Origin of the sequence: Streptomyces sp. NPDC020597 (assembly GCF_044335095.1) — a bacterium.
In the GTDB taxonomy this organism is placed as follows: Bacteria; Actinomycetota; Actinomycetes; order Streptomycetales; family Streptomycetaceae; genus Streptomyces.
In genome coordinates, this window is record NZ_JBIRUL010000016.1 from 93,801 (window position 1) to 112,548 (window position 18,748).

Genomic DNA, 18,748 nt, shown 5'->3' on the forward strand with positions numbered 1-18,748 from the left:
AGCCGAGTACGCGCGGTCTGGGAGTTTTAGCTTTCGCACTCCTTCTGTCGACCCGCATCCGCACAAGGGCACCTGGACGGTGAACGTGATCATCGATCACAACTGGACCATGGAGATGTGGCGCCCCGTGGTCCGCGAGTTCATCGACCTGCTGCAAGCACACGCGCTGTCCGCCACCTTGAAGCAATACGCGTTGGATCCGGAGGCTGGCACCGTGTCTCCCCCTCCCCCGACGGCGCCGGAGTCCGACGCACGCGAACTAGGCATCTTCATCACTGATGGGCTCGGCTCTCTGTGGCAGCGCGGAAAGGCACACGATCTGCTGTGTACCTGGGCGGCTCGCCAGCCGCTCGGCGTGGTGCACTTGCTTCCCCGCACACTGTGGGACAGCAGCGGCATCCGTGCGACGCGGCAGTCGTTCAGGGCAAGTACACCGGGTCAGCCGAACACGGACCTGCAGGTGGAGACGCAAGAGGGAATCAGTACGACATTTTGCCCGGTACCGACTCTGGAGCTGAACCAAGAGGACCTCGAGGCCTGGGGCCGGCTTGTCGTCCAGGGGGCCCGAACCATCCTGTATTGCATCCTGGCCCAGCCGGATGCCGCCCTTCCTGCCCAAAGACAAGATGACGCGCTGACCCATCAGCCGTTTGTCACCCAACAGACCGGTCAGGACGTCCGCTCCGAAGCGCTGGAGCGTCTGGAGTTGTTTCGCACCAGCGCGTCACGGGAGGCGCAGTTCCTTGCCAACGCCCTGTCAGTCCTCCCGCTCAACATTGCGGTGATGCACCGCACCCAGGAGTCTTTGCTGCCTCGGCATGGTCCCGAGCTCTTCTCCGAGTTGTTCATCGCGCAGCTGATCCATCCTGTGGTGGCCCACGAACGCCTCAGGCGCATTGATCGTGTCACCTTTGACTTCGCTCCGGGAGTGCGTGAGGAACTGGTCTCCGGGCTGAACCAGCAGTGGACAGGCGACCTCTTCACTGCCACGGCTGTCTTCCTGGACGAAGACCTCGGAATCCCCTTCGTATCGACCTGGCGGGACCTCATTGAGAGTCCCAGCGGCATCGCCCTGGAAGAGATCACCGATGTGTCGGTTCCGTTCCTGCGTGTCGAACTAACGGTGCTCGAAGCGCTGTCCGGCCCCTACCGTTCACGGGCCAGGCGGCTGCGTGAGGCGTTGGCACATCATGAAGAGTCGTCGCTGGCTGCTGCGGCGCCGTCATCCACAGCGCCATGATGTCTTCTCTCGCTCAAGTGTCTTCCTGTTCAGGAGGTCGCTGCTGATGAGGAAGTGGGCCTGATTTGGGAAGCCGGCGCAGTTCTCTGCGCAGTTCCCCAAGCGGATCCCGACGCAGCGTCCAGCTGGTGGAACGGTTGTCGCCGGGCCAGGCGGCCGCTGCGGCTTCTCCAAGAGAGCGGGCCGCAGCGTAGTCCCCCTGTCGAACCAGGCATTGCACCATGGCGACGACCGCTCGCTGCACCGGCGGGTCCTGGGACTCCACCATGCCAGAGGCCACGAAATGGGGTGCTAGGCGAAGGTATTCCTGATCGGATGTGCCTTCGCCTGGAATCCGGGCGGCCAGCAGCAAGTGCGCGGCACGCTGGCTCGCCCGCCGGGCGGCGTCGTCCATCTCCGCCTTCACGGCCTGCCGGACGAGGCGGTGTGATGTCAGTGTGCCGTCACGTTCGTTGAGCTGGATAAGGGCCGCACGGTTGAGTTCGCGGATGGCCAGATAGGGACCCAGTGGGTCTCCGGTCAGCGGATTCAGTTGAGGAAGGTTTGGTTGCCTGGGCAGTTCTGATACGCCCGGCAGCAATGCGCGGCTGACCGGAGCATCGCCGAGCCAGGCGCAGATCTGCAGTAATGCGTAGGCTGAGGGGTCTTGATCGCGAAGTTGGTGGAGTGCGACAGACCAGGCTCCGGTGGAACCGGGCGGGCCTGCCTCGGTACGGGTCGCAGCTGCCAGGAGCGAAGCCGGAGCAGGTCGCAGGTAGCTGTCGACAGGCATGCCCGTTTCGGCCAGCATTCGGCTGGCATCCTCTACCGCCTGAGGTAGATCACCCAGATCCTTGGCCAGCTCACCCGCTTGCTCCGCGGTCAGCCGCGGGTTGCGCGCGATCAGTAACGCCGTGCTTTCCGGCCGTTCGAAGACCTCCAGGCGCAGGGCGTCTTGTTCCAGCTCCCAGCGTGGGTCCCTGGAGGTGACAATCACGTGACCTGGACCGCCCACGGGCAGCAGCGGCCGGATAGAGGCGACATTTGGTGCGCCGTCCACCACCAGCAGCCACCGGTCGGCGGCAGCACCGCACCGCAGTGCTTCAAGGGCAGCGACGACCGGGTCGTGACCACTGAGGGTGACACCGTCGGAAGCAAGTCTGTCTGCCATCCTGCGGTAGGCCTCGGGCAGAGCCCGACTGTGCGACAACTGCGGAGGGATCCACCAGATGAGGTCGTAGTCGTCGCCGTACCGGTAGACATATTCCGTGACCAGGTGGGTTTTGCCCACTCCGGCCATCCCCACTACTGCCACTTCGGTAAAGGACCGGCGCGTGAGCATCTCGCGCAGCCGGGTGAGGTGGACCTGTCGGCCGGTGAAGTGGCGATTGCGTGGTGGCACGCTGCTGCCCCACCGGGTGTGCTTGGCCCAACGTGCTGGGCGGCTGCGCTGGGCGGGAAGATCGATGTTGCGGTGCGTGTCAGACGTCGGCGGTTGCGCGGTGGTCGAGGGGGGCACGGCTTGTGTCGCCTGCGCCAGTCGTCTGCCCACAGATCGATGCCTTCCCGACAACGCGGTGAAGACGGTGGCGGACATTCCGGCCCGCCGCAGGGTGTCCACCGTGACGGCAGGGTGGTCAGCGGTGGGGTCGGACAGCGCTGCCGCATCAAAATGCCCCCACACGTCGTCGGTGTCGAGGTGGCGGTGGGTGGCACTCATGGCACGCGCCGTCTCACTCGTGGGGGCGTGCGCAAGGAGCCGTGCACGTAGGCCGGGGACGAAGTCCATCGTCTCGGTGGCGAACTGTGCGGCTGTGCGCGAGGTGTTCGGAGCGGCGCCGACCGACACCAGGGCGCCGACGGCCATCAGACCACTGAGAACGGACGGCAGGAGGGACTCCAGCGCGGGGGCCACGTCGGCGAGTGCAGCGCGCATGTTGATGTCCGTCAGCGGTACGGCAGCCAGGATGCGAGCCGCTTTGAGCTCGTCTGGTGGTAGGTGAGCTGTAAGGCGGCCCTCAAGCGCGACAGGGTCCTCCACGATCGCGGAGCTGCTAGCGGAGGCCGCCGGCAGGGTGGGACCGACGGCAAAGAAGGGACCACGCGCTGAAGGGGGGAGCAGGGTGAGCGTGGGGAGGCTGGCATGGGGGTCTTTCCCGGTGATGAATGCGACCCAGGCCCTGAGGAAGCGTTCTTCCAGTGTGATGACCGGGACCGTAATGCCCTCAGTGGGCACCTGGCCGTCGGGCTTCGACCCGTTCTCGGCCGTCCACTGCGCGTTACTGCGGGGAACGGTGCCGCTGTGGCGTAGCTGGGTTCGCTGGCCTTGTAGGTGGCTGGCGGACCAGGACGAATCGTTCATCATGTGGATAATCGAGAGCAGCTGGCTGTTAGCCAGGGCGTGGAGCGGGCCCATCAGCTGGCCGTCTCGCCATGCGTCGGCCAGTCCATCGGTGAGCAGCAGGACCAGCTGGTGGCTGTTGGTGTGCTGTACCACTCGTACCAGATCGACGGGGCCGGCTTGCGTGGCAGCAACATCGAGCGGAATCTCGCGGATGTTGCGGAAGGCTCCAAGGCTGTACAGAACCTGCCGTAGTTCGTCCACGGTGTGCTGCCAGGGTGCCATGGTGGGGTGGTTGTCCACCATGAGGACTACATCGAAGGCTCGTTCGGGAGCCGGGTGGACGACGGGCATCCAGGATCCGAAGGCTGCGGCGCTCTCTGCGGTCAGCTCTTCATCCAGCACGGTGAAGGATGGTGAGCCCACCGTGACCCGCAGAGGCTTCAGAAGGCGTGCCAGTTCCCTTTTGCGGTGCGGGGTCGATATAGAGGGTGCGCCAACGGGAAGTGGCGCGTATGCCCCCCCGTTGGGGGCTGCTGAGCTGATGGCATGCGGCAGGGACGATTCCCGCACGCCGTGATCGGATGGAGCGGGCTGCACCTGGGTGTCGGGCTGGCGGCGGGACGGAAAGAGGGTACGGAGCGGCCCATCGTCCGTGGCCTGTTGCAGGGTGCCAGGCATATGGCGGGAGAGCCATAGGGCCTCAGCAAAGTCAATGGCCATGACATCAGGCACTGTGCTCTCCCGGTCGGCTGCCATGTCACCCCTTACTGTGCGCGTGTGCTAGTCCGAAAGGTTTCGCCAGAGCGTGTCGAGCAGCAGTTGCCACGTCTCGTTCTGGTCCACGTGGGTTGCGTCCCAGGTTCCAGAGGTGACCAGGTGGACGGCGTTGAGTAGTTGGTCGGCAGCCAGGCCCCCCTCTTGATCGCTACGGGCTCTGAAGTTGTGGATCAGTTCCCGCAACTGCCCGCGCATCGCACCGGGAAAGTGGGCTTCCACCATCGCCGCTAGTTCTTCGGCGGTCGGCTCCTGCAGCGTCAGACGCAGACAGCGCCGCAGGAAGGGAGCCGGAAAGTTGCGCTCGCCATTGCTGGTGATCACCACGATAGGGAAGGCGCGCGTCCGCACTACGCCGTTGGTCACCACGGCCTCCCTGTGGGGATCGTCCGTGCGGACGGTGACCACCGCGTTCGTATGCCGCACCCGCAGTAGCTCGGGGATGGTGAACTCGCCGTCCTCGAACACGTTCAGCAGGTCGTTGGGCAAGTCGATGTCGCTCTTGTCCATCTCGTCGACCAGCAGGACGCGGGGATGTTCGTAGGGCAGGAGCGCTGTGCCCAGGGGGCCCAGGCTGAGGAAGTCTTCCACCCCCGGCTCCGAGGGCTGTTGGTGAGACGGCCCTACCGCCTGTCGTGCTGCGGCAGCCTGGACACGGCCAATAGCGTCGTACTCGTACAGTCCCTGTTTCAGGGTGCTGCGGCTGGTGATGGGCCAGCGCAGCACCCGTCCCAGGCACAGTTCGCGGGCGATGCGGTAGGCCAGGCTCGACTTGCCTGTGCCGGGTCGGCCAGTCACTAGCAGCGGCCGGCGCAGATAGAGGGCGGCGTTGATCACCGCGACCTGCTCGTCGCTGGAGTTGAACGGCAATTGCTCGCTTACCGCTCCCAGCCTGCGGTCGGCCTCGCCGGCATCCTCCTGCGGCGGTTCTACGAGCGGCCCGCCGTCAAACCGACGCCACGGCGGAGGCGCGGGCAGCTCCCGAACACTGCCGGGCCGGGGTGTCCCCGTTCCCTCATAGACCCATTTCGTGCGCTGTCCACCATCCACGGTCATGTCTGCTTCCGTCCCCTCGCCCTCGAATTGATCCCGCGGCCCACAAACAGCATGTGCCAGCCGCCCAGGCCGCAGCCGCTTTCCTTTCACCGGCTCCTGTGCGAGGCTCCGCTCGGGTAGGGTCAGGTCAGCGGCGCATCGTGCAGCCCTCTCCCTGTTGGACCAGCCGGCTCCAGACAGGCCGAGGCAGCGGGGGCCACACGCTGCCTTCCCCTCTAGATGCTTCGCACGGTTGGGCCGGAGAGTATTGCTGGATGCCTTCTCTGCAGCCTTGGGCATGTCCGTCCGTCGGCAAGGAACGCCTTCTCTGTGCGACACGCCTCCGGCCCACCGGCCGGTCTCTATCAGCGGAGGGTCGGACCTGCCTGACGGCGCCTCGGCCGAGTGGATGCACCCTTGATTGCTGTGATGGCCCGACAGTCGTGTACCGCGCAGCCGAACGCGGGCGGGCGCCAGGTGCCCAGTCGGTGGGCGGCGCGAGGCGCCCGCGCGGGTGTTGGTCGGCTGCGCCAGCCCCGTCGGGCGGAACAGCCGCCGCAAGAAAAGGTGGGGCTTACCCGGCAGTCGCTTTGAGGGCTGCCACCAGCTCCTGCCAAGAGTCTCGCGACACGGTGAACAGCAACTGTGGGTTCTTGGAGTCACGCACGCGGATATACCGATCGGCGACGGCGACTTCGACGCAATCGTTGTCGGGGGCTCCGCTGTGGCTACTCTTGGCCCAGACGTCATCCGCCACGTGTCCCCCTCAGCACCGCGGCCATGAATACGGCTCAGAATGCTGACTGCGCAACGCGCGTGGCACGCCCTGCGACGCAAGGGCAGACAGCATCCTTCCCGAGGGTAACGATGACCCTTTCCTAGGTGAACTGTCGGTTTCGAGTCATCCCGCCCGCGGGCGGCCTGAATTGCATGCGTGGTGCCAGCTGTAGTGCACATGAGGCTTCACTCCTGCAGCAGAGCCGCCAGGTCGTCCGCTCCTGCGTCGATGCGCTGGGCCAAGCGCTGCACCAGTTCCCCGACGTCCTGTTTGATACTCAAATCTTCCAGCTGCAAAAATCGCTCAAGGTATGGACGGGTCTCCTCTGCGAGCGTGGTGCTGCTCGACTCCCCGCCCGGATTCTCCAGATGCAGCGAGTCGGGCATCCCGTCAGCGGCGAATTCGAACAAGGTGAAGGGGCCCCGCATACCCGGGTGTGCGCCCTTGTCATACGGGATGACCCCGACGGTCACCCGGGGATGGTCACACAGCTCTACGATACGAAGCAGTTGGGCGTACATCACCCGCCGGCCCCCGACCTGGCGGTGCAGGACCGCTTCGTCGAGGATGACGTGCACCTGTGGCCCCTCATCGCCCTGCAACAGATCTTGGCGCGACAACTGCGCCTCCAGCATGCGGTCATGCGGCTCACTCAGGCTGCCGCCCACGTAGGACTCAGCGATCGCCCGGGCGTACTCCTCCGTCTGCAGCAGCCGTGGCAGCTGGATGTTGTTGAAGTACCGGCAGATGGATGCCGACGCTTCCAGCGCGAGGAACTGGACGAACTCTTTGGACAGCACATCGCGGTACTCGGCATACGGCATCTTCCTGCTACCGCGCGCAAGATCCAGAAAGGTGTCGATCATCCGGCGGTCCGTGAGCCCGTACGTCACCAGCAATGCGCGCAGGTCGTTAACGGAGATGCCGACCTCGCCCGACTCGATCCGAAGGAGCTTGGAGGAAGACCACTCCATCCTCTCGGCCACCTGGCGCTGCGTCATGCCTGCCGCTTGCCGGGCCCGGCGCAGTTCGGTTCGAAGCCTCAGCCGCTGCTCGGCAGCACTTGGCGATCCCACTTTCCGTACTCCTCTTGTTGGATGGTGCAATCTGCAACCTAGCAGATTGAGTAGCAGCTACCGGCAGGCACCCCCGACGGTCGCTTCACATCCCAACAGGTCAGCCTCTGCTGATCATCCATCACACTCGCTCCGCATGTGCTACCTAGCAGTTTGCGGCATTGCATAAAGCAGATAGTCCATCAGCTAGTCTTACATTTGAGAGTAGACTATGTGTGAGCTGGACGAGACGCCACTCTCTCTAGTCGGAACCTCTGATTCCGCCTCAGGCCGCCAGGAGGGCAGGGGAAAGACACCAGCAGCAGTACATCTGCGCTGCGCCTCGGTCCCCACACTGGCGCAACCCGGGCACCAACGGCGCCAACCGGACGACTGAAGTCCGCGATCGGGCGCTTCGACAGTGCCTTCCCCTCAATCGCCGCGGAGCAGTCCTGGTAGAGCTTGCGCCGCTACTGAACGCGCTTGTCCATGCGGAGGATCGCCGACCTCTACCCCGGCGAGGCGAAGGCCGACGCCCGCGACGCGGCTGTGATCGCCGACGCGGCCCGCACCATGCCGCACACGCTGCGCACGCTGGAACTGACCGACGAAATCACCGCCGAGCTCACCGTCCTCGTCGGCTTCGACCAGGACCTGGCGGCCGAGGCCACCCGCACCAGCAACCGGATCCGCGGCCTGCTCACCCAGTTCCACCCGTCGCTGGAACGCGTCCTCGGCCCCCGCCTGGACCACCCCGCGGTGACCTGGCTGCTGGAACGCCACGGATCTCCGGCCGCGCCGCGCAAAGCCGGACGCCGCAAGCTGGTTGAGGTGATCCGGCCCAAGGCCCCACGCATGGCCCAGCGCCTGATCGACGACGTCTGCGACGCACTCGACGAACAGACCGTCGTCGTCCCCGGCACAGGCACCCTGGACGTCGTGATCCCGTCACTGACCCGATCCCTCGCCGCCGTTCACGAACAGCGCCAGTCCCTGGAAGCCCAGATCAAAGCCCCGCTGGAGGAGCACCCTCATTCCAAGGTCCTGACCTCGATGCCGGGGGTCGCGGTCAGGACCGCCGCCGTGCTGCTGGTCACCGTCGGCGACGGCACCGGCTTCCCCACCGCCGCCCACCTCGCCTCCTATGCCGGCCTCGCCCCGGCCACGAAGTCCTCGGGAACCTCGATCCACGGCGAAACACGCACCCCGAGGCGGAAACCGGCAGCTCAAACGGGCCATTTTCCTCTCCGCGTTCGCCGCCCTGCACGACCCCGCCTCCCGCACCTACTACGACCGCTGTCGGGCCCGTGGAAAGACCCACACTCAGGCCCTTCTCCGCCTTGCCCGACAGCGGATCAGCGTGCTGTTCGCAATGCTCCGCGACGGCACCTTCTACGGACCCCGCCTCCCACAAGCAACGGCTGACACGAACCAGCCCAGGGCAGGTCGATTCAGGTCAACACCTTGTGTCGCCTGTCCACGCCGAGATTTCCGCGACGCCCCGCCGGACAGCTTCTTCCTGGTCCTGGGCGAGATTCCTGCAGGCCGCTGCGACGGCCGGCACACCGTCCGGTCCCACGAGCGCGTCGTGCACCCCGGTCTGCAGCCAGTCAGCCTGGTTGTCGTCAGCCTCGACAACCGCGAGAGCGATGAGTCTCACGGCGGCCACCGTCCCGATTCGGGCCAGGGCCTCTGCCGTCTGTCGTGTCACCGCCGTGTCCTCGGCATCCAGCAGCAGCCCCACCAGCACTGCCGCAGCCTCAGGAACATCGGCGAAGGAAGCGAGGTCACGCCCAGCACAAACACGTTGCGTCCACGAAGGAGACGACGCCTTAGCCAAGGCCGCCTCCAACCCACTCATCATCTCTGGCACGACGAGACAGTCTCATGCCCCACGAAGAAGGCCGAACCTCCGGCCGAAGCTGCCCACCCGCTTGACGAAGGGCATAGAGGCACCCCCGCTGAACACCCCCAAGAGGGGCAGCATCGCACAGCCCACACCCCCGCCCAGACACAAATCGCGCCGGCCACGACAGCATTGCCGTGAGACTCACGCACCTCGCACCTCGCACAGCCGCGTCGGCATCACCGTCGGCAAACCGAAACCATCCTGGTGCCGGTGAGAAGGAGCCGTGCACGACGCGGCCACCTCGTGGGAACACCCCCGCTCCCGCAGGATGATCCCGCTGCTCTGCAGGTGAGCTCTGTGCCGGTCGGCTTCACCAAGCGGCACAGTTCACGGTCGACTGCGCTTGCGGGGCGTACACGACGCCGTAGTCGCGGTCGAAGCGGTTGGCCTCCGCAGCCGATCCTGTGAGCCGGTGCAGCCAGAACCCGTAGGCCACCGACTCCATCTGCTGCTGCGTCAGATGCAGCCGCCACCGGCTGACGCCACGGTCGTAGACGGCCCTGCGGACTTCCTCTGCGAGACCTGGCGCCGGCCGCGATCTCAACTGATCTGTCAGCGCGAGGAACACCCGCAGCGCAGCCATCTGTGACGGCGCGAGCTCCACCAGCCTCTCCCCCGGCCCGGGCCGCGAGGCCACCGGATCAGGCCGCGAGCAGTCGTAGGCGAGCAGATCATGCCCAGCGGCCGCCAGACGCACCGCCCAGCGCACCGGGCGTCCCTCCCATGCCGACAACTCGGCACGCGTCTCCCGGTCGGCGGTCTCCATCAGACCCTGACCCGCCAAAAGCCGGGCAGCACGCCGTAACGGTGCCGCCTCCTCGAGGACCCAGCCGTGTTCGGCCTTCTCCTCGTACGCCCGCACTACACGGAGGGCCTCGAGCACCTTGTCTCCCCTCACCCCGGCACTCCAAGCCCCTCCTCGTCAGCCACTCAGCCATCCACTCGTCGTGACGAGGGTGCTACACCGCCTACAGGGCACGAGAGGTTCGACTGTCGCTATCACGCGATCGTGTGACTGGCCCGCCGTGAGGGTGCATGCGTTCGATTGTCGGCCGCGCCGCTGTTCGGCCAGCCGCACTCAGCCCGCCGGGGCCGTCGCGAAAGAAGGACGCGGTGAGCACTCCAGGTGCAACCCGTGATCTTCGAGTCTCGAAGTGGCTGTCCTGGCACAAGATGTCGACCCCGCGCCAAGACTTCGTGCCGCTTGCGGGTCTTCTTCATCTGGTCAAGGCCTGTCGGGATCGCCCTCGCGGCGCGGGATCGGGCGCGCACATCTGCGGCGTTGTCGTCGGTCGCCCACGGCACGGACGCCCTCCGCCTGCAGCTGCACGGACCAGGCCCCTGCTCGAGTCGCCCACGAGGTAACGCACCTCGGCTGACTGAAGATTGTCTGGTCAACCGCTGCTCTCGGCCTTGTTCAGGTCGCGCCAGAATCGTATCGGCGGGACCCTTGCAGTGCGGGACACGTACCGGACACGCCGCTCAGGTGAGGGAGGACGGTACAGGATGAAACTTTTCCCGGTTTCCCGACTTCGCACGACCACGACCGTCGCGGCAGCCAGCGCGCTTCTCGCGGCAGGCTTCATCGCCGCTCCCGGGTCTGGTGCGGCAAGTGCGACTTCAGATGCCCGAAGCAGCGTCAAAGGCCCTTACACATCGTGCTACAAAGACGGCGATAGCTTCGGCAAGGGCACCCCTGTCGGAAGCGGTCCACTGAAGTGGAAGTACGCCGGCACTCCCTACGTCGGCGCGCGCTATGACCGCTGCCAGAACGAAGTGACCTTCTATTACGGCGGCGACTACAGGTTCCCCGCCTGGTATGAGGTCAAGTGGAGCCTCACGCAGGTGCACACCTTCAAAGATCAAGCGACAAAGGCGCGCAAGGCGACAGTCACTGCTGGCCACGGCGGCAACCCCAACAACTACACGCTGCAGGTGCGGGCATGCAGCGGCACTCTCTGTACTCGCTGGTCCCCCATGATCATCCTGTCCTACTACCCCTGATGAGTGAGTGGGGGACCTGCCAACTCGGAGGGCGGCAGCGAATCCTGCTGAAGCACAGGCCGGGCAAGCTGCATGGCGACAGGACACGGCTACAACCACCTGCGGGGATGGTTACGCGGCCGCCGCATCACGCCGATCGCCCGCAAAGGGACAGACTGCAGCCAGCGGCTGGGCCGGCACCGAACGCAAAGCCAGCCACCACTTCGTGGCCTTCACCAGCATCGCCTGCACCTCATCTGCAACTGCCGACTCACCAAATGAGATGACCTGATAAGGATCAGCGGAGCCGGTCGTAGACCAGGGCCATCTCGCCGAGGTCGCCGGTCTCCTGGTGGGTGAGCTTCCACTTCGAGGCGGGGAGGCCGTCGTCGAACAGGCGCAGGCCGCCGCCGGCGATCTCGGGGATGACGATGAGGTACAGCCGGTCGATCAGGTCGGCCGACAGCAGCGCTTTCGTGATGCTCGGGCTGGTGTTGACGAGGATGTCGCCCTCGCCGTCGGCTTTGAGGTCGGCGACGACGTCGGTGACGGGGCCGTTGGCGATGCGGGCGTGATCCCACGGCGCTTGGGTCAAGGTGGTCGACAGGACGACCTTGTCGGTGTCGACCAGCCACTTGGCGTACCCGCGGTCGCGGGGGTCGGCGCTGTCGTCAGCGGCGACGGAGGGCCAGAACGCGAGGAATCCTTCGGCGAGGACCCGGCCGAGGAGCGCGGTGGTGGCGTTCTCGCGCATGCGGGTCATCTGGTCGCGGGAGACGTCGGAGGTGGCGTAGGCGGCGAACGCGGCGAAATCGGCGGGGCCGCCGGCGCCGTGGTAGCGGCCGTCGAGACTGATGACCAGGTTGGCCGTCACCTTGCGTCCGGTGGTCTGCTCGGTCATGTCGTGCTCCTTGTCTCAGGGTCGCGCTCGGTGAATTCGGTGGTGTGAGGACCGGCTGCCACGAGCGCGGCGAGCCGGTCGAGGGACTGGCCGAAGCCGATCTCGATGCCGGCGACGAAGTCCGCGGAGTCGACGGTGCTGTCGGTGATCCGGTAGAGGACTTCGAGGTCGGTGCCGGCTGTGGTGGGCCGGAGGTCGAAGACGAGGTGGCCGGTGAAGGCGAGACCGCCGTCGGGCAGGAGGGGGCAGAGTCGGTAGGCCAGGCGTTCGGTGGGCCGGACCTCCTCGACGGCGCCCCGGGCGCGTCCGACGACCGCGGCGGAGTCGTCGGCGTCCTCGTCCTCGCGGTACTCCAGGACGATCCGCCCGCCCGGCCGGGCCTCGAACACGAGCTCCGAGACGCGCAGGCCGTCCGGCGCCCACCAGTGAGCGGTCAGCGACTCCTCGGTCAGGTGCCGCCAGACCGTCTCGGGTCGCGCAGCCAGTGACCGCTGGAAGCCGAACGAGCGTCCGTCGGCCCAGCCGGGCTCCTGCGCCGCGGATCGTTCGGCGTCCAGTTCGAGCCCGTAGCGGTCGTAGGTCTCGCGCATGCCGGCCTTGTCGGCCGCGTCCGCGAGCCGGTTGAGGACTGTGGCGAGGTCTCGCAGAGGACCGGGCTGGAGGGCGTAGACGCGGCGCTGGCCGGTGCGCCGGGAGGTCACGACACCGGCACGCTCGAGGGCCTGCAGGTGCTTGGTCGTCTGCGGCTGCCGCGCCCCGGCGAGCTGGGCCAGAACCCCGACCGAGCGGGGTCGCTCGGCCAGCAGTGCCACGAAGCGCCAGCGGGCCGGGTCGGCCAGCACGGAGAGAAGTGCATTCATGAGAAGAAGTATTCTCTATCTAGAATATTCGTGTCAAGGAATATTCTAAGTGCACTCGAATGGCAACGCTCAGTAGCGGAGACGAACGGGTTCGGCCGCACCTCGGCGGCCCACCCGCGGGCGGCCAGCCGCTTGACCCGCGAGCGCAGTCCCTCGATCCGGGTCGGTCTCGCCTCCCACTCCAGCCCGGCCAGGATCTGCTTCACCCGCATCCCACTGGCGGCCTCCGGCGCGGCGAGCACCCGCAGGATCTGCTGGTATTCGGGCGCGAGCACCTCAACGACGGCGTTCTCACCCCGATGCGGAACGGTCGAGCCTGCTACCGCACCACGGGTCAACGCGCCGCCCTGACCAGCCTGTTCACCCGACACCTCGGCCACCGTCTCCCGAGCTCCGGCCAGCCTCACCAGGGCACCTTCCGCCGCCACGAGCGCGTCCTGCGCCCGCTCGGCCTCCTCCCGCAGCCGGGCTGCCTCCTCACGGACTTCCACTTCCGGGCCTCCAACATTCCGAGCACCGAGGGCACAGCCACCTCCACGGACGAGACGAGCAGACGAACCACCCCATCTCTCCCGCCTACAAGCGGAGTTCATACCCACCAACCTCGAACCACACGATCATGTTCGGAAAGCGGAAGCCTTCTCAGTTCAATCGGTGGCGTGTACGACCATTCCCCGTCCGGCGGGCCGGTGTGGGCGTTCCAGCTCATCAACGGATCACAGGACATAGCTGTGATCAAAAGCGTCGCCTACTGGATCGTGTTCAGCCAGCCGCGCTCGCCGCCGGGTCGACCAGCCCCGGACACTGGCTGTCCCAGGAGGAGATGGTGGCGGCCATCAAGACCCGGCAGCTGACGAAGGGCGAGGACTTCGACTTCAAGCACCTGGGCCGCGGCGCCTTCATCACTGCGGACCGCCTGACCGGTATCGGCTGGCTCTCAGAGAGGGCAGTGCAGGCGGTCCAGGACCTCTTCGTGGAAGTCAGGGTGCTCGACCGTGCAGGAGACGCCCATGAACGTGATGCCGCTGATGAAGAACGTCGACCAACCGCTCCGGCACCCCGCCCCTCCCTTTCTGGTCTGAGCGGGCGGCTTGTTGTTGACCGAGGAGTGTGCGATGCCGCCGACGCTCGGGCGGATGGAGCAGCGTGAGGCGCGGGAGTCGCTGCGGCCGTGATCTGTCTGTGGAGTTCGGCGAGGTAGAAGCGGTCAAGTAGGACGGCTGGCTGGCTCGCGGAACCCGAAGTCGCCGAAGGATTGGATATGCCCGACGCTGTGCCGGGGTGGTGTTCGGCGCATGATGTCGATCAGTTCTCGTGGTGTCTGGCTGGAGAGGGCTCGGAAGTCTCGGTTCATGTGGGATTGGTCGTGGTATCCCGCCAGGCTGGCCAGGTCGGCGAGCGAGTCCAGGCTGTTCGATGCCATGGTCAGGGTCCGGTGGAACCTGATGATGCGGGAGAGCGTTTGAGCAGGCAACCCGATGTGCTCGCGCAGCAGCCCCTGTATGCGGCGCTGACCGAGGCCGGTGGCCAGCATCAGCTCGCGTAAGGACACGGCGCCGCCACGATCACGCAGCAGAGCCCATGCCTTGACCGCAGCAGGCGAAGGAGGCGTCCCGCCTCGGAGCCGCCGGGTGAGCAGGGCGTCGAGAATCTGCCAGCGGCGGGGCCAGTGCGGTGCGGCGGCCAGTTGTTCGGTGGCGTTTGCAGTCCAGCCGGATCCCATGATGTGGTCCGGGTCGATCACTGTCTTCGCCAGGTGCTGCAGGGGAATGTTCAAAAGCTGGTATGCGCCCAGCGGCGTGAGGTCGATCTCGAGGGCATACCCGGATCCGTCGAAGCCCGCGAGCGTGGACGTGGTCTGCAGGCCTGCGATCATCGCCGGCCACGAGGCGGAGGGCACTGCCTGTTCGGGACCGCTGTGGATGGTCAGCGGCTGCCCCCACGCCAGGAGCAGGGTGACGGTCGCCGAGGGAAGGGTGACCCGCGCGGGCCTCGCGCCCTCCATGCGGTGACCTCGATAGCCGACGACGATGCCGCGCAAGGATGCGGCGGGATGTCCGGTGTACTCGCCAGGCTGGTCGATCGGTTCGGTCACTGCTGACGTTCCTCCGCTGTGATTGCGCCTTCGTACAAGACTCCCGGCGGTCGGTGCCGAAGGCTAGGGCCTGCTCGGTCATCCGGGCAGCCAATGAGAAGCCTGCAACTGCCAGCGGGCCAGCTCAGGCTCACTCTGCGTTGATGGCGATGACCGGCCGTCGGCAGGACGGGCCTCGGCACCGCGGCAACAAACAGGGGGAGATGGACCCATGCCCACGCGAACAAAACGAAGCGGACTCCTCGCCGTGCTGGCGACGGCCGGACTGCTCGCCAGCGCCTCCCAAGCGGCGGCCTCCCAACCAGAATCGGCGGCCCCGGCGGCAGCGCGTCAGGCTGCCTCACTGGTCTACCTGAACACGGTGGTCGACCAGTGGAGCCACTGGACCCCCGACTGGCACAACGAGTCGCACGCCGGCACGCTGTACGCGGGCCGGAGCTACTTCTACTGCTACACGTACGGCGTCACCTACACGGGCAACGGCCATACGAGCTCGGTGTGGCTCCGCACGGACGACGACACGGGCAACCGGAACGTGTGGGTGAGCGACGTGAACCTCGACCCGTACGGGTTCAGGTACGACGTCAACCTGCTGCCCCACTGCTAGGCCGTCTCCTTCAAATCATCTCGCTGACCGGATGAAGGTGGCGGCGAGGTAGATGGTAGCGGTCTTGTCGTAGCGGCCAGGCCGCGCCACTGCTTGAACTTGTTGATGGACCGCTCGACGGTGCTGCGCCGCTTGTATGCCTCGCGGTCGAAGCCGACGGGCGGCCGCCGGATCGGCCTCTCTTCTTGCGCTTGGCGATTTGATCGGAGGATTGAGGAATCACCGCCCGGACCCCACGTCGGCAGAGATGGGTCCGGATTCGCGCGGGACGAGTAGGCCTAATCGGCCAGGGCTACGTCTGGCGTGCTCCTGGGTCGGCCGTGGACCGGGGCACCCCGAAGCAGGGTCATGACCTGGGTGAACGCGGGTACGTCGCCTGCTTGGCCAGGTGTGAGTACGAAAGCGAGCGGTCGGCAGTGGCTGTCCGCGGCGAGGTGGATCTTGGTGGTCAGCCCGCCACAGGACCGTCCGAAGGCATCGCCGACCAGCTCGCGGCCAGCGCCCCTATTGACGGGCCCCAGCGCCGTGCTGGTGAGCTCGGACGATGGTGAGTCGACCGCGAGGCCGGCACGTCGCAGCTCCACGAGAGGGGCCTCGTGCCGACGGGGCCACACCCCAGCCTCGGTCCAATCCCGCACCCGCCGCCAGCAGGTGACCCTGAGCTGGAGATCCACTCAGCCGGCACGTCCGCCGGACGACGTATCGAGGGGATCGAAAGCATGACGCCCCCGGTAGGCGCATGCCCCTGTCCCCGTGATTGCTGGACGAACAGAAGAAACATATGAGGCGTGCCGTCAAAGCGGCGCTGGTCGCGGCGTTGGTCACTGGCTGCTCCGCCGTAGCTACCAGCCCAGCATCAGCTCAAGGCGCAATGATCACGACGTACGAGCGGGTGAATGTACGCGACTACCCAACGTCAAAGAGCGCCTGGGAGGACGTGTACCCGGCCAATTTCACGGTCTTGGGCCTGTGCTGGGACTGGGGCGAAACCATCACCGACAACGGCTACACGAACGACGTCTGGGTGGCCACCGGCAAGAAGGGCAGCCGCTACTCGTACTGGGTGAGCGCCGTCTACCTGAAGGGAGACAAGTACGGCGGTCTGTCCGTCGAGAACGGCTACTGCTGGGACGGCTGACTGGCGGCCGTGGAGCACAACCACTGCTCCCCCAGCTCATCCTGGGAGCGCCGTACCAGCCGCATGACCACGCGCCTGAACGTCATCGACTCATCCGACGGCCCCACCCGCCACAGCTCCCAGGCCGCCGGAAAGCCGCCACCGATGCACCCGCTCCCCCACCGCCGCTCACGGAACCCTGACCCGTCCACGCTGACCCGCCTGGGCGTCGGACCCTGCGCCGCCTGCCAGCGAAAGACCCACAAGTACGGGCACAGCGGCATACCGCTGTGCCCGTCGGCCTGGGCAGCCGGCCACGACAAGATCGCCGAAGCAGCGCTCATGGCCCTCAAGTACCACGGGTCCGTCGCTCAACTGCTCCACGCCCACGGCTTCGGCTCGCACCTTCTCCGTCCGCCACGCCGCCGTCACCGATCCGAACTGCTCGTGGGAGAAGTGCGCCGACTGGAGCTACAGCGGCGTCCCTGCCAGCATCGCCAACCACCGCAAGGATCATCCCGACCGGCATGTCCTCGCCCAGGCGATTCGCGCCCTCGGCGGCACCTGGGATCCACAGCGTGCCATCAAGGCTCTCGGCGGCCACGGTCACACGTGGGAAGACCAACGGGCAGTGGAGAAACGGGTCCGGCAGATCCTGCGCGACCTGTGCGTGGACGGGCTCATCGTCAAAACCGACCCTCAAGGGGCCGCCTACGACCTCGTTCAGGAGTAGAGCCAGGGACGGTTCAGCCCTCGGGGACGGGGGTGCCCTGGTGGTAGTAGAGCCGCCATCCGGTGTCCCCCTCGCCCTTGCGCCACAGGGAGCTGCGGCGGGCCCGGCGGCCGGGGATGACGCTCTCGTACGTCAGGTGCACGAGGTCCGGGGCGAGGAGCACCCCGCGCATGCGGGAGGCCTCGATGCGCGGGCTGTCCGCTCCGCCGTGCAGGGTGGGCAGGGCCGCGACCACCTTCATCGTCCCCGAGCTGACCCTGGCCCCGAGCGTTCCCGCAATGGCCGACTTGGTCCCGCTCTTCGAGGCCTCGCGCGCTGAGGCCCTCACGGCCGCCGAGTCCCGTGCCAGGGAACTGTTGATACGTCTGGCCGCATAGCACCACCGCGTCCCGCGCACCGACAGAGCCGGTCACGCTGGCCCGCAGGGCTGCGCCGCGAGGCGCGAGCGGCTTGCCCACTTACTGATCGTTTCAGAATGAATGGCGCGTCGGCAAGTGGTCGCGGCGCGGCGCTCACCGGCCTGTTGTTGGGCTCGTCAGTGGCGGCCGCCGCGGCGGTGGCCCCAGGACTCGTCGTCGACGAAACGGCCGCGGTCGTCGCGCAGGGTGGCGGTGTCGTAGTCGTTGTTCCACACGTAGGCGCGGCGGCCCTGGTAGAGGTCGGTGCGGGTGTCGCGGCCCTCACCGGTGTGGACGCGGACGGTGGCGCGGCCGGCCAGGCGGTAGTGGTCGAAGGTGTAGCGGTGGCCGGACTCGTCGCGCAGGACCCAGCCGTCGAGGTTGACCGCGCTGCGGCTGGTGTTGGTGAGCTCCACCCACTCCTTGTTCAGCGAGCGGTTGGAGCGGTCGTCGCGTCCCGGGGAGTCGTACTGGACGGCGGAGATCTCCACCTTCGCGCGGGCCGGGCGGGCGTGGTCGGCGGCGGTGGCGGGCAGCGCCGCCACCGAGACCAGGGCGCCGGCCGCGAGCGCGGCGGCGGCCAGACGGCGGGCGGTGACGGAAGAAGAAACGGACAAGAGTCCCCCAGACAGTGCGAGCACCCTCCCGCCGGCGGCTTGCGTGGCCGCCGTGGAAGTCGGTGCGGTGTGCGGGTGGCGGCCGGGCCGGCCGCGCACTCACACTCTGTCCACCCCGTGCGGGAGTTGGGAGGGAAACATGGACTGTGTTACCTGTTGCCCATATTTCCATGACTCTTGGCTGCATCCTCCATCTATGTCACGGGTGCGTGATGTTGACGGCGCGACAGCTCCGGCCTCCTTGCGGGCGTTGGCCGAGCCCTCGAGTTCGCCACGTCACGCCACCCCAGCGCGGCATGGACCGTCACCCGAAAGTGAGTAAC

At 66.8% G+C, this 18,748-nt stretch carries 17 protein-coding genes and 2 pseudogenes; 7 read left to right on the forward strand and 12 right to left on the reverse strand.

All coding sequences use genetic code 11. The features are described 5' to 3' along the window. Window positions 1–79 precede the first annotated feature (79 nt). Window positions 80–1,240, forward strand: a complete 1,161-nt coding sequence (locus ACH4ZA_RS25715; RefSeq protein ID WP_398431821.1) for a hypothetical protein — start codon at window positions 80–82, stop codon at window positions 1,238–1,240. Between the two features lie 13 nt (window positions 1,241–1,253). Here the strand turns inward: ACH4ZA_RS25715 and fxsT are convergent, their stop codons facing one another. The 4 genes from fxsT to ACH4ZA_RS25735 all read right to left on the reverse strand — a co-directional run bounded on the left by fxsT (window position 1,254) and on the right by ACH4ZA_RS25735 (window position 7,226). Beyond that, window positions 1,254–3,965 carry an FxSxx-COOH system tetratricopeptide repeat protein gene (gene fxsT / locus ACH4ZA_RS25720; protein WP_398431822.1) on the reverse strand — a complete coding sequence of 904 codons (2,712 nt, stop codon included), beginning with the start codon at window positions 3,963–3,965 and terminating at the stop codon, window positions 1,254–1,256. Window positions 3,966–4,343: 378 nt separating this feature from the next. After that, a complete protein-coding gene (locus tag ACH4ZA_RS25725; RefSeq protein ID WP_398431823.1) occupies window positions 4,344–5,393 on the reverse strand; it encodes an AAA family ATPase in 1,050 nt (349 codons plus the stop codon). Window positions 5,394–5,946: 553 nt separating this feature from the next. Continuing rightward, the gene (locus ACH4ZA_RS25730; protein ID WP_398431824.1) at window positions 5,947–6,129 is read right to left on the reverse strand and encodes a DUF397 domain-containing protein; all 183 of its coding nucleotides are present in this window, start codon (window positions 6,127–6,129) and stop codon (window positions 5,947–5,949) included. A 206-nt stretch (window positions 6,130–6,335) separates the two neighbouring features. Beyond that, window positions 6,336–7,226 carry a helix-turn-helix transcriptional regulator gene (locus ACH4ZA_RS25735; protein WP_057578307.1) on the reverse strand — a complete coding sequence of 297 codons (891 nt, stop codon included), beginning with the start codon at window positions 7,224–7,226 and terminating at the stop codon, window positions 6,336–6,338. Window positions 7,227–7,688: 462 nt separating this feature from the next. Here ACH4ZA_RS25735 and ACH4ZA_RS25740 point away from each other — a divergent pair. Then, window positions 7,689–8,619 (forward strand): annotated as a pseudogene (locus ACH4ZA_RS25740) (IS110 family transposase); the annotation flags it as partial. Between the two features lie 42 nt (window positions 8,620–8,661). Here the strand turns inward: ACH4ZA_RS25740 and ACH4ZA_RS25745 are convergent. Both ACH4ZA_RS25745 and ACH4ZA_RS25750 read right to left on the reverse strand, forming a co-directional pair. Beyond that, the gene (locus ACH4ZA_RS25745) at window positions 8,662–8,955 is read right to left on the reverse strand and encodes a hypothetical protein (RefSeq protein WP_398431886.1); all 294 of its coding nucleotides are present in this window, start codon (window positions 8,953–8,955) and stop codon (window positions 8,662–8,664) included. 469 nt (window positions 8,956–9,424) lie between these two features. Then, a complete protein-coding gene (locus ACH4ZA_RS25750; RefSeq protein WP_398431826.1) occupies window positions 9,425–9,997 on the reverse strand; it encodes a DUF6417 family protein in 573 nt (190 codons plus the stop codon). Between the two features lie 623 nt (window positions 9,998–10,620). On the opposite strand from ACH4ZA_RS25750, the gene ACH4ZA_RS25755 reads away from it, so the two are divergent. Next, window positions 10,621–11,118: a hypothetical protein gene (locus ACH4ZA_RS25755; protein ID WP_398431827.1), complete on the forward strand. Its 498-nt coding sequence runs from the start codon at window positions 10,621–10,623 to the stop codon at window positions 11,116–11,118. A 277-nt stretch (window positions 11,119–11,395) separates the two neighbouring features. Here the strand turns inward: ACH4ZA_RS25755 and ACH4ZA_RS25760 are convergent, their stop codons facing one another. The 3 genes from ACH4ZA_RS25760 to ACH4ZA_RS25770 are packed head-to-tail and all read right to left on the reverse strand — an operon-like array spanning window position 11,396 to window position 13,349. Beyond that, window positions 11,396–11,998, reverse strand: coding sequence for a dihydrofolate reductase family protein (locus ACH4ZA_RS25760; protein WP_398431828.1), 603 nt, complete (start codon window positions 11,996–11,998; stop codon window positions 11,396–11,398). After that, the gene (locus ACH4ZA_RS25765) at window positions 11,995–12,858 is read right to left on the reverse strand and encodes a metalloregulator ArsR/SmtB family transcription factor (protein ID WP_398431829.1); all 864 of its coding nucleotides are present in this window, start codon (window positions 12,856–12,858) and stop codon (window positions 11,995–11,997) included. Before ACH4ZA_RS25765 ends, ACH4ZA_RS25760 begins: the two co-directional genes overlap by 4 nt. Further along, the gene (locus ACH4ZA_RS25770) at window positions 12,855–13,349 is read right to left on the reverse strand and encodes a hypothetical protein (RefSeq protein WP_398431830.1); all 495 of its coding nucleotides are present in this window, start codon (window positions 13,347–13,349) and stop codon (window positions 12,855–12,857) included. The genes ACH4ZA_RS25765 and ACH4ZA_RS25770 overlap by 4 nt, the downstream gene beginning before the upstream one ends. A 332-nt stretch (window positions 13,350–13,681) precedes the next feature. Here ACH4ZA_RS25770 and ACH4ZA_RS25775 point away from each other — a divergent pair, with 332 nt between their 5' ends. Next, window positions 13,682–14,008 (forward strand): hypothetical protein, encoded by a 327-nt coding sequence (locus ACH4ZA_RS25775; RefSeq protein ID WP_398431831.1) that lies wholly within the window; start codon window positions 13,682–13,684, stop codon window positions 14,006–14,008. Window positions 14,009–14,065: 57 nt separating this feature from the next. Here the strand turns inward: ACH4ZA_RS25775 and ACH4ZA_RS25780 are convergent, their stop codons facing one another. After that, window positions 14,066–14,953: a helix-turn-helix domain-containing protein gene (locus tag ACH4ZA_RS25780; RefSeq protein WP_398431833.1), complete on the reverse strand. Its 888-nt coding sequence runs from the start codon at window positions 14,951–14,953 to the stop codon at window positions 14,066–14,068. Between the two features lie 211 nt (window positions 14,954–15,164). Here ACH4ZA_RS25780 and ACH4ZA_RS25785 point away from each other — a divergent pair, with 211 nt between their 5' ends. Then, complete coding sequence (locus ACH4ZA_RS25785) at window positions 15,165–15,560, forward strand: hypothetical protein (protein ID WP_398431834.1); 396 nt, start codon at window positions 15,165–15,167, stop codon at window positions 15,558–15,560. An 871-nt stretch (window positions 15,561–16,431) separates the two neighbouring features. Further along, on the forward strand, window positions 16,432–16,698 hold the full coding sequence (locus tag ACH4ZA_RS25790) for a hypothetical protein (protein ID WP_398431835.1): 267 nt from the start codon (window positions 16,432–16,434) through the stop codon (window positions 16,696–16,698). Window positions 16,699–17,423: 725 nt separating this feature from the next. Here ACH4ZA_RS25790 and ACH4ZA_RS25795 read toward each other — a convergent pair. Beyond that, window positions 17,424–17,651 (reverse strand): hypothetical protein, encoded by a 228-nt coding sequence (locus ACH4ZA_RS25795; protein ID WP_398431888.1) that lies wholly within the window; start codon window positions 17,649–17,651, stop codon window positions 17,424–17,426. On the opposite strand from ACH4ZA_RS25795, the pseudogene ACH4ZA_RS25800 reads away from it, so the two are divergent. Next, window positions 17,647–17,787 (forward strand): annotated as a pseudogene (locus tag ACH4ZA_RS25800) (FMN-dependent NADH-azoreductase); the annotation flags it as partial. The gene ACH4ZA_RS25795 and the pseudogene ACH4ZA_RS25800 sit on opposite strands and share 5 nt — an antisense overlap. Window positions 17,788–17,945: 158 nt before the next feature. Here the strand turns inward: ACH4ZA_RS25800 and ACH4ZA_RS25805 are convergent. Then, window positions 17,946–18,425 (reverse strand): lamin tail domain-containing protein, encoded by a 480-nt coding sequence (locus ACH4ZA_RS25805; protein WP_398431836.1) that lies wholly within the window; start codon window positions 18,423–18,425, stop codon window positions 17,946–17,948. Window positions 18,426–18,748 lie beyond the last annotated feature (323 nt).

Excerpts from the sequence above, each read along its gene's own strand:
- ACH4ZA_RS25725 (WP_398431823.1), bottom strand. The coding sequence starts at position 5,393 with ATGACCGTGGATGGTGGACAGCGCACGAAATGGGTCTATGAGGGAACG.
- ACH4ZA_RS25755 (WP_398431827.1), top strand. The coding sequence starts at position 10,621 with ATGAAACTTTTCCCGGTTTCCCGACTTCGCACGACCACGACCGTCGCG.
- ACH4ZA_RS25760 (WP_398431828.1), bottom strand. The coding sequence starts at position 11,998 with ATGACCGAGCAGACCACCGGACGCAAGGTGACGGCCAACCTGGTCATC.
- ACH4ZA_RS25765 (WP_398431829.1), bottom strand. The coding sequence starts at position 12,858 with ATGAATGCACTTCTCTCCGTGCTGGCCGACCCGGCCCGCTGGCGCTTC.
- ACH4ZA_RS25775 (WP_398431831.1), top strand. The coding sequence starts at position 13,682 with ATGGTGGCGGCCATCAAGACCCGGCAGCTGACGAAGGGCGAGGACTTC.
- ACH4ZA_RS25785 (WP_398431834.1), top strand. The coding sequence starts at position 15,165 with ATGCCCACGCGAACAAAACGAAGCGGACTCCTCGCCGTGCTGGCGACG.
- ACH4ZA_RS25790 (WP_398431835.1), top strand. The coding sequence starts at position 16,432 with ATGATCACGACGTACGAGCGGGTGAATGTACGCGACTACCCAACGTCA.
- ACH4ZA_RS25795 (WP_398431888.1), bottom strand. The coding sequence starts at position 17,651 with ATGAAGGTGGTCGCGGCCCTGCCCACCCTGCACGGCGGAGCGGACAGC.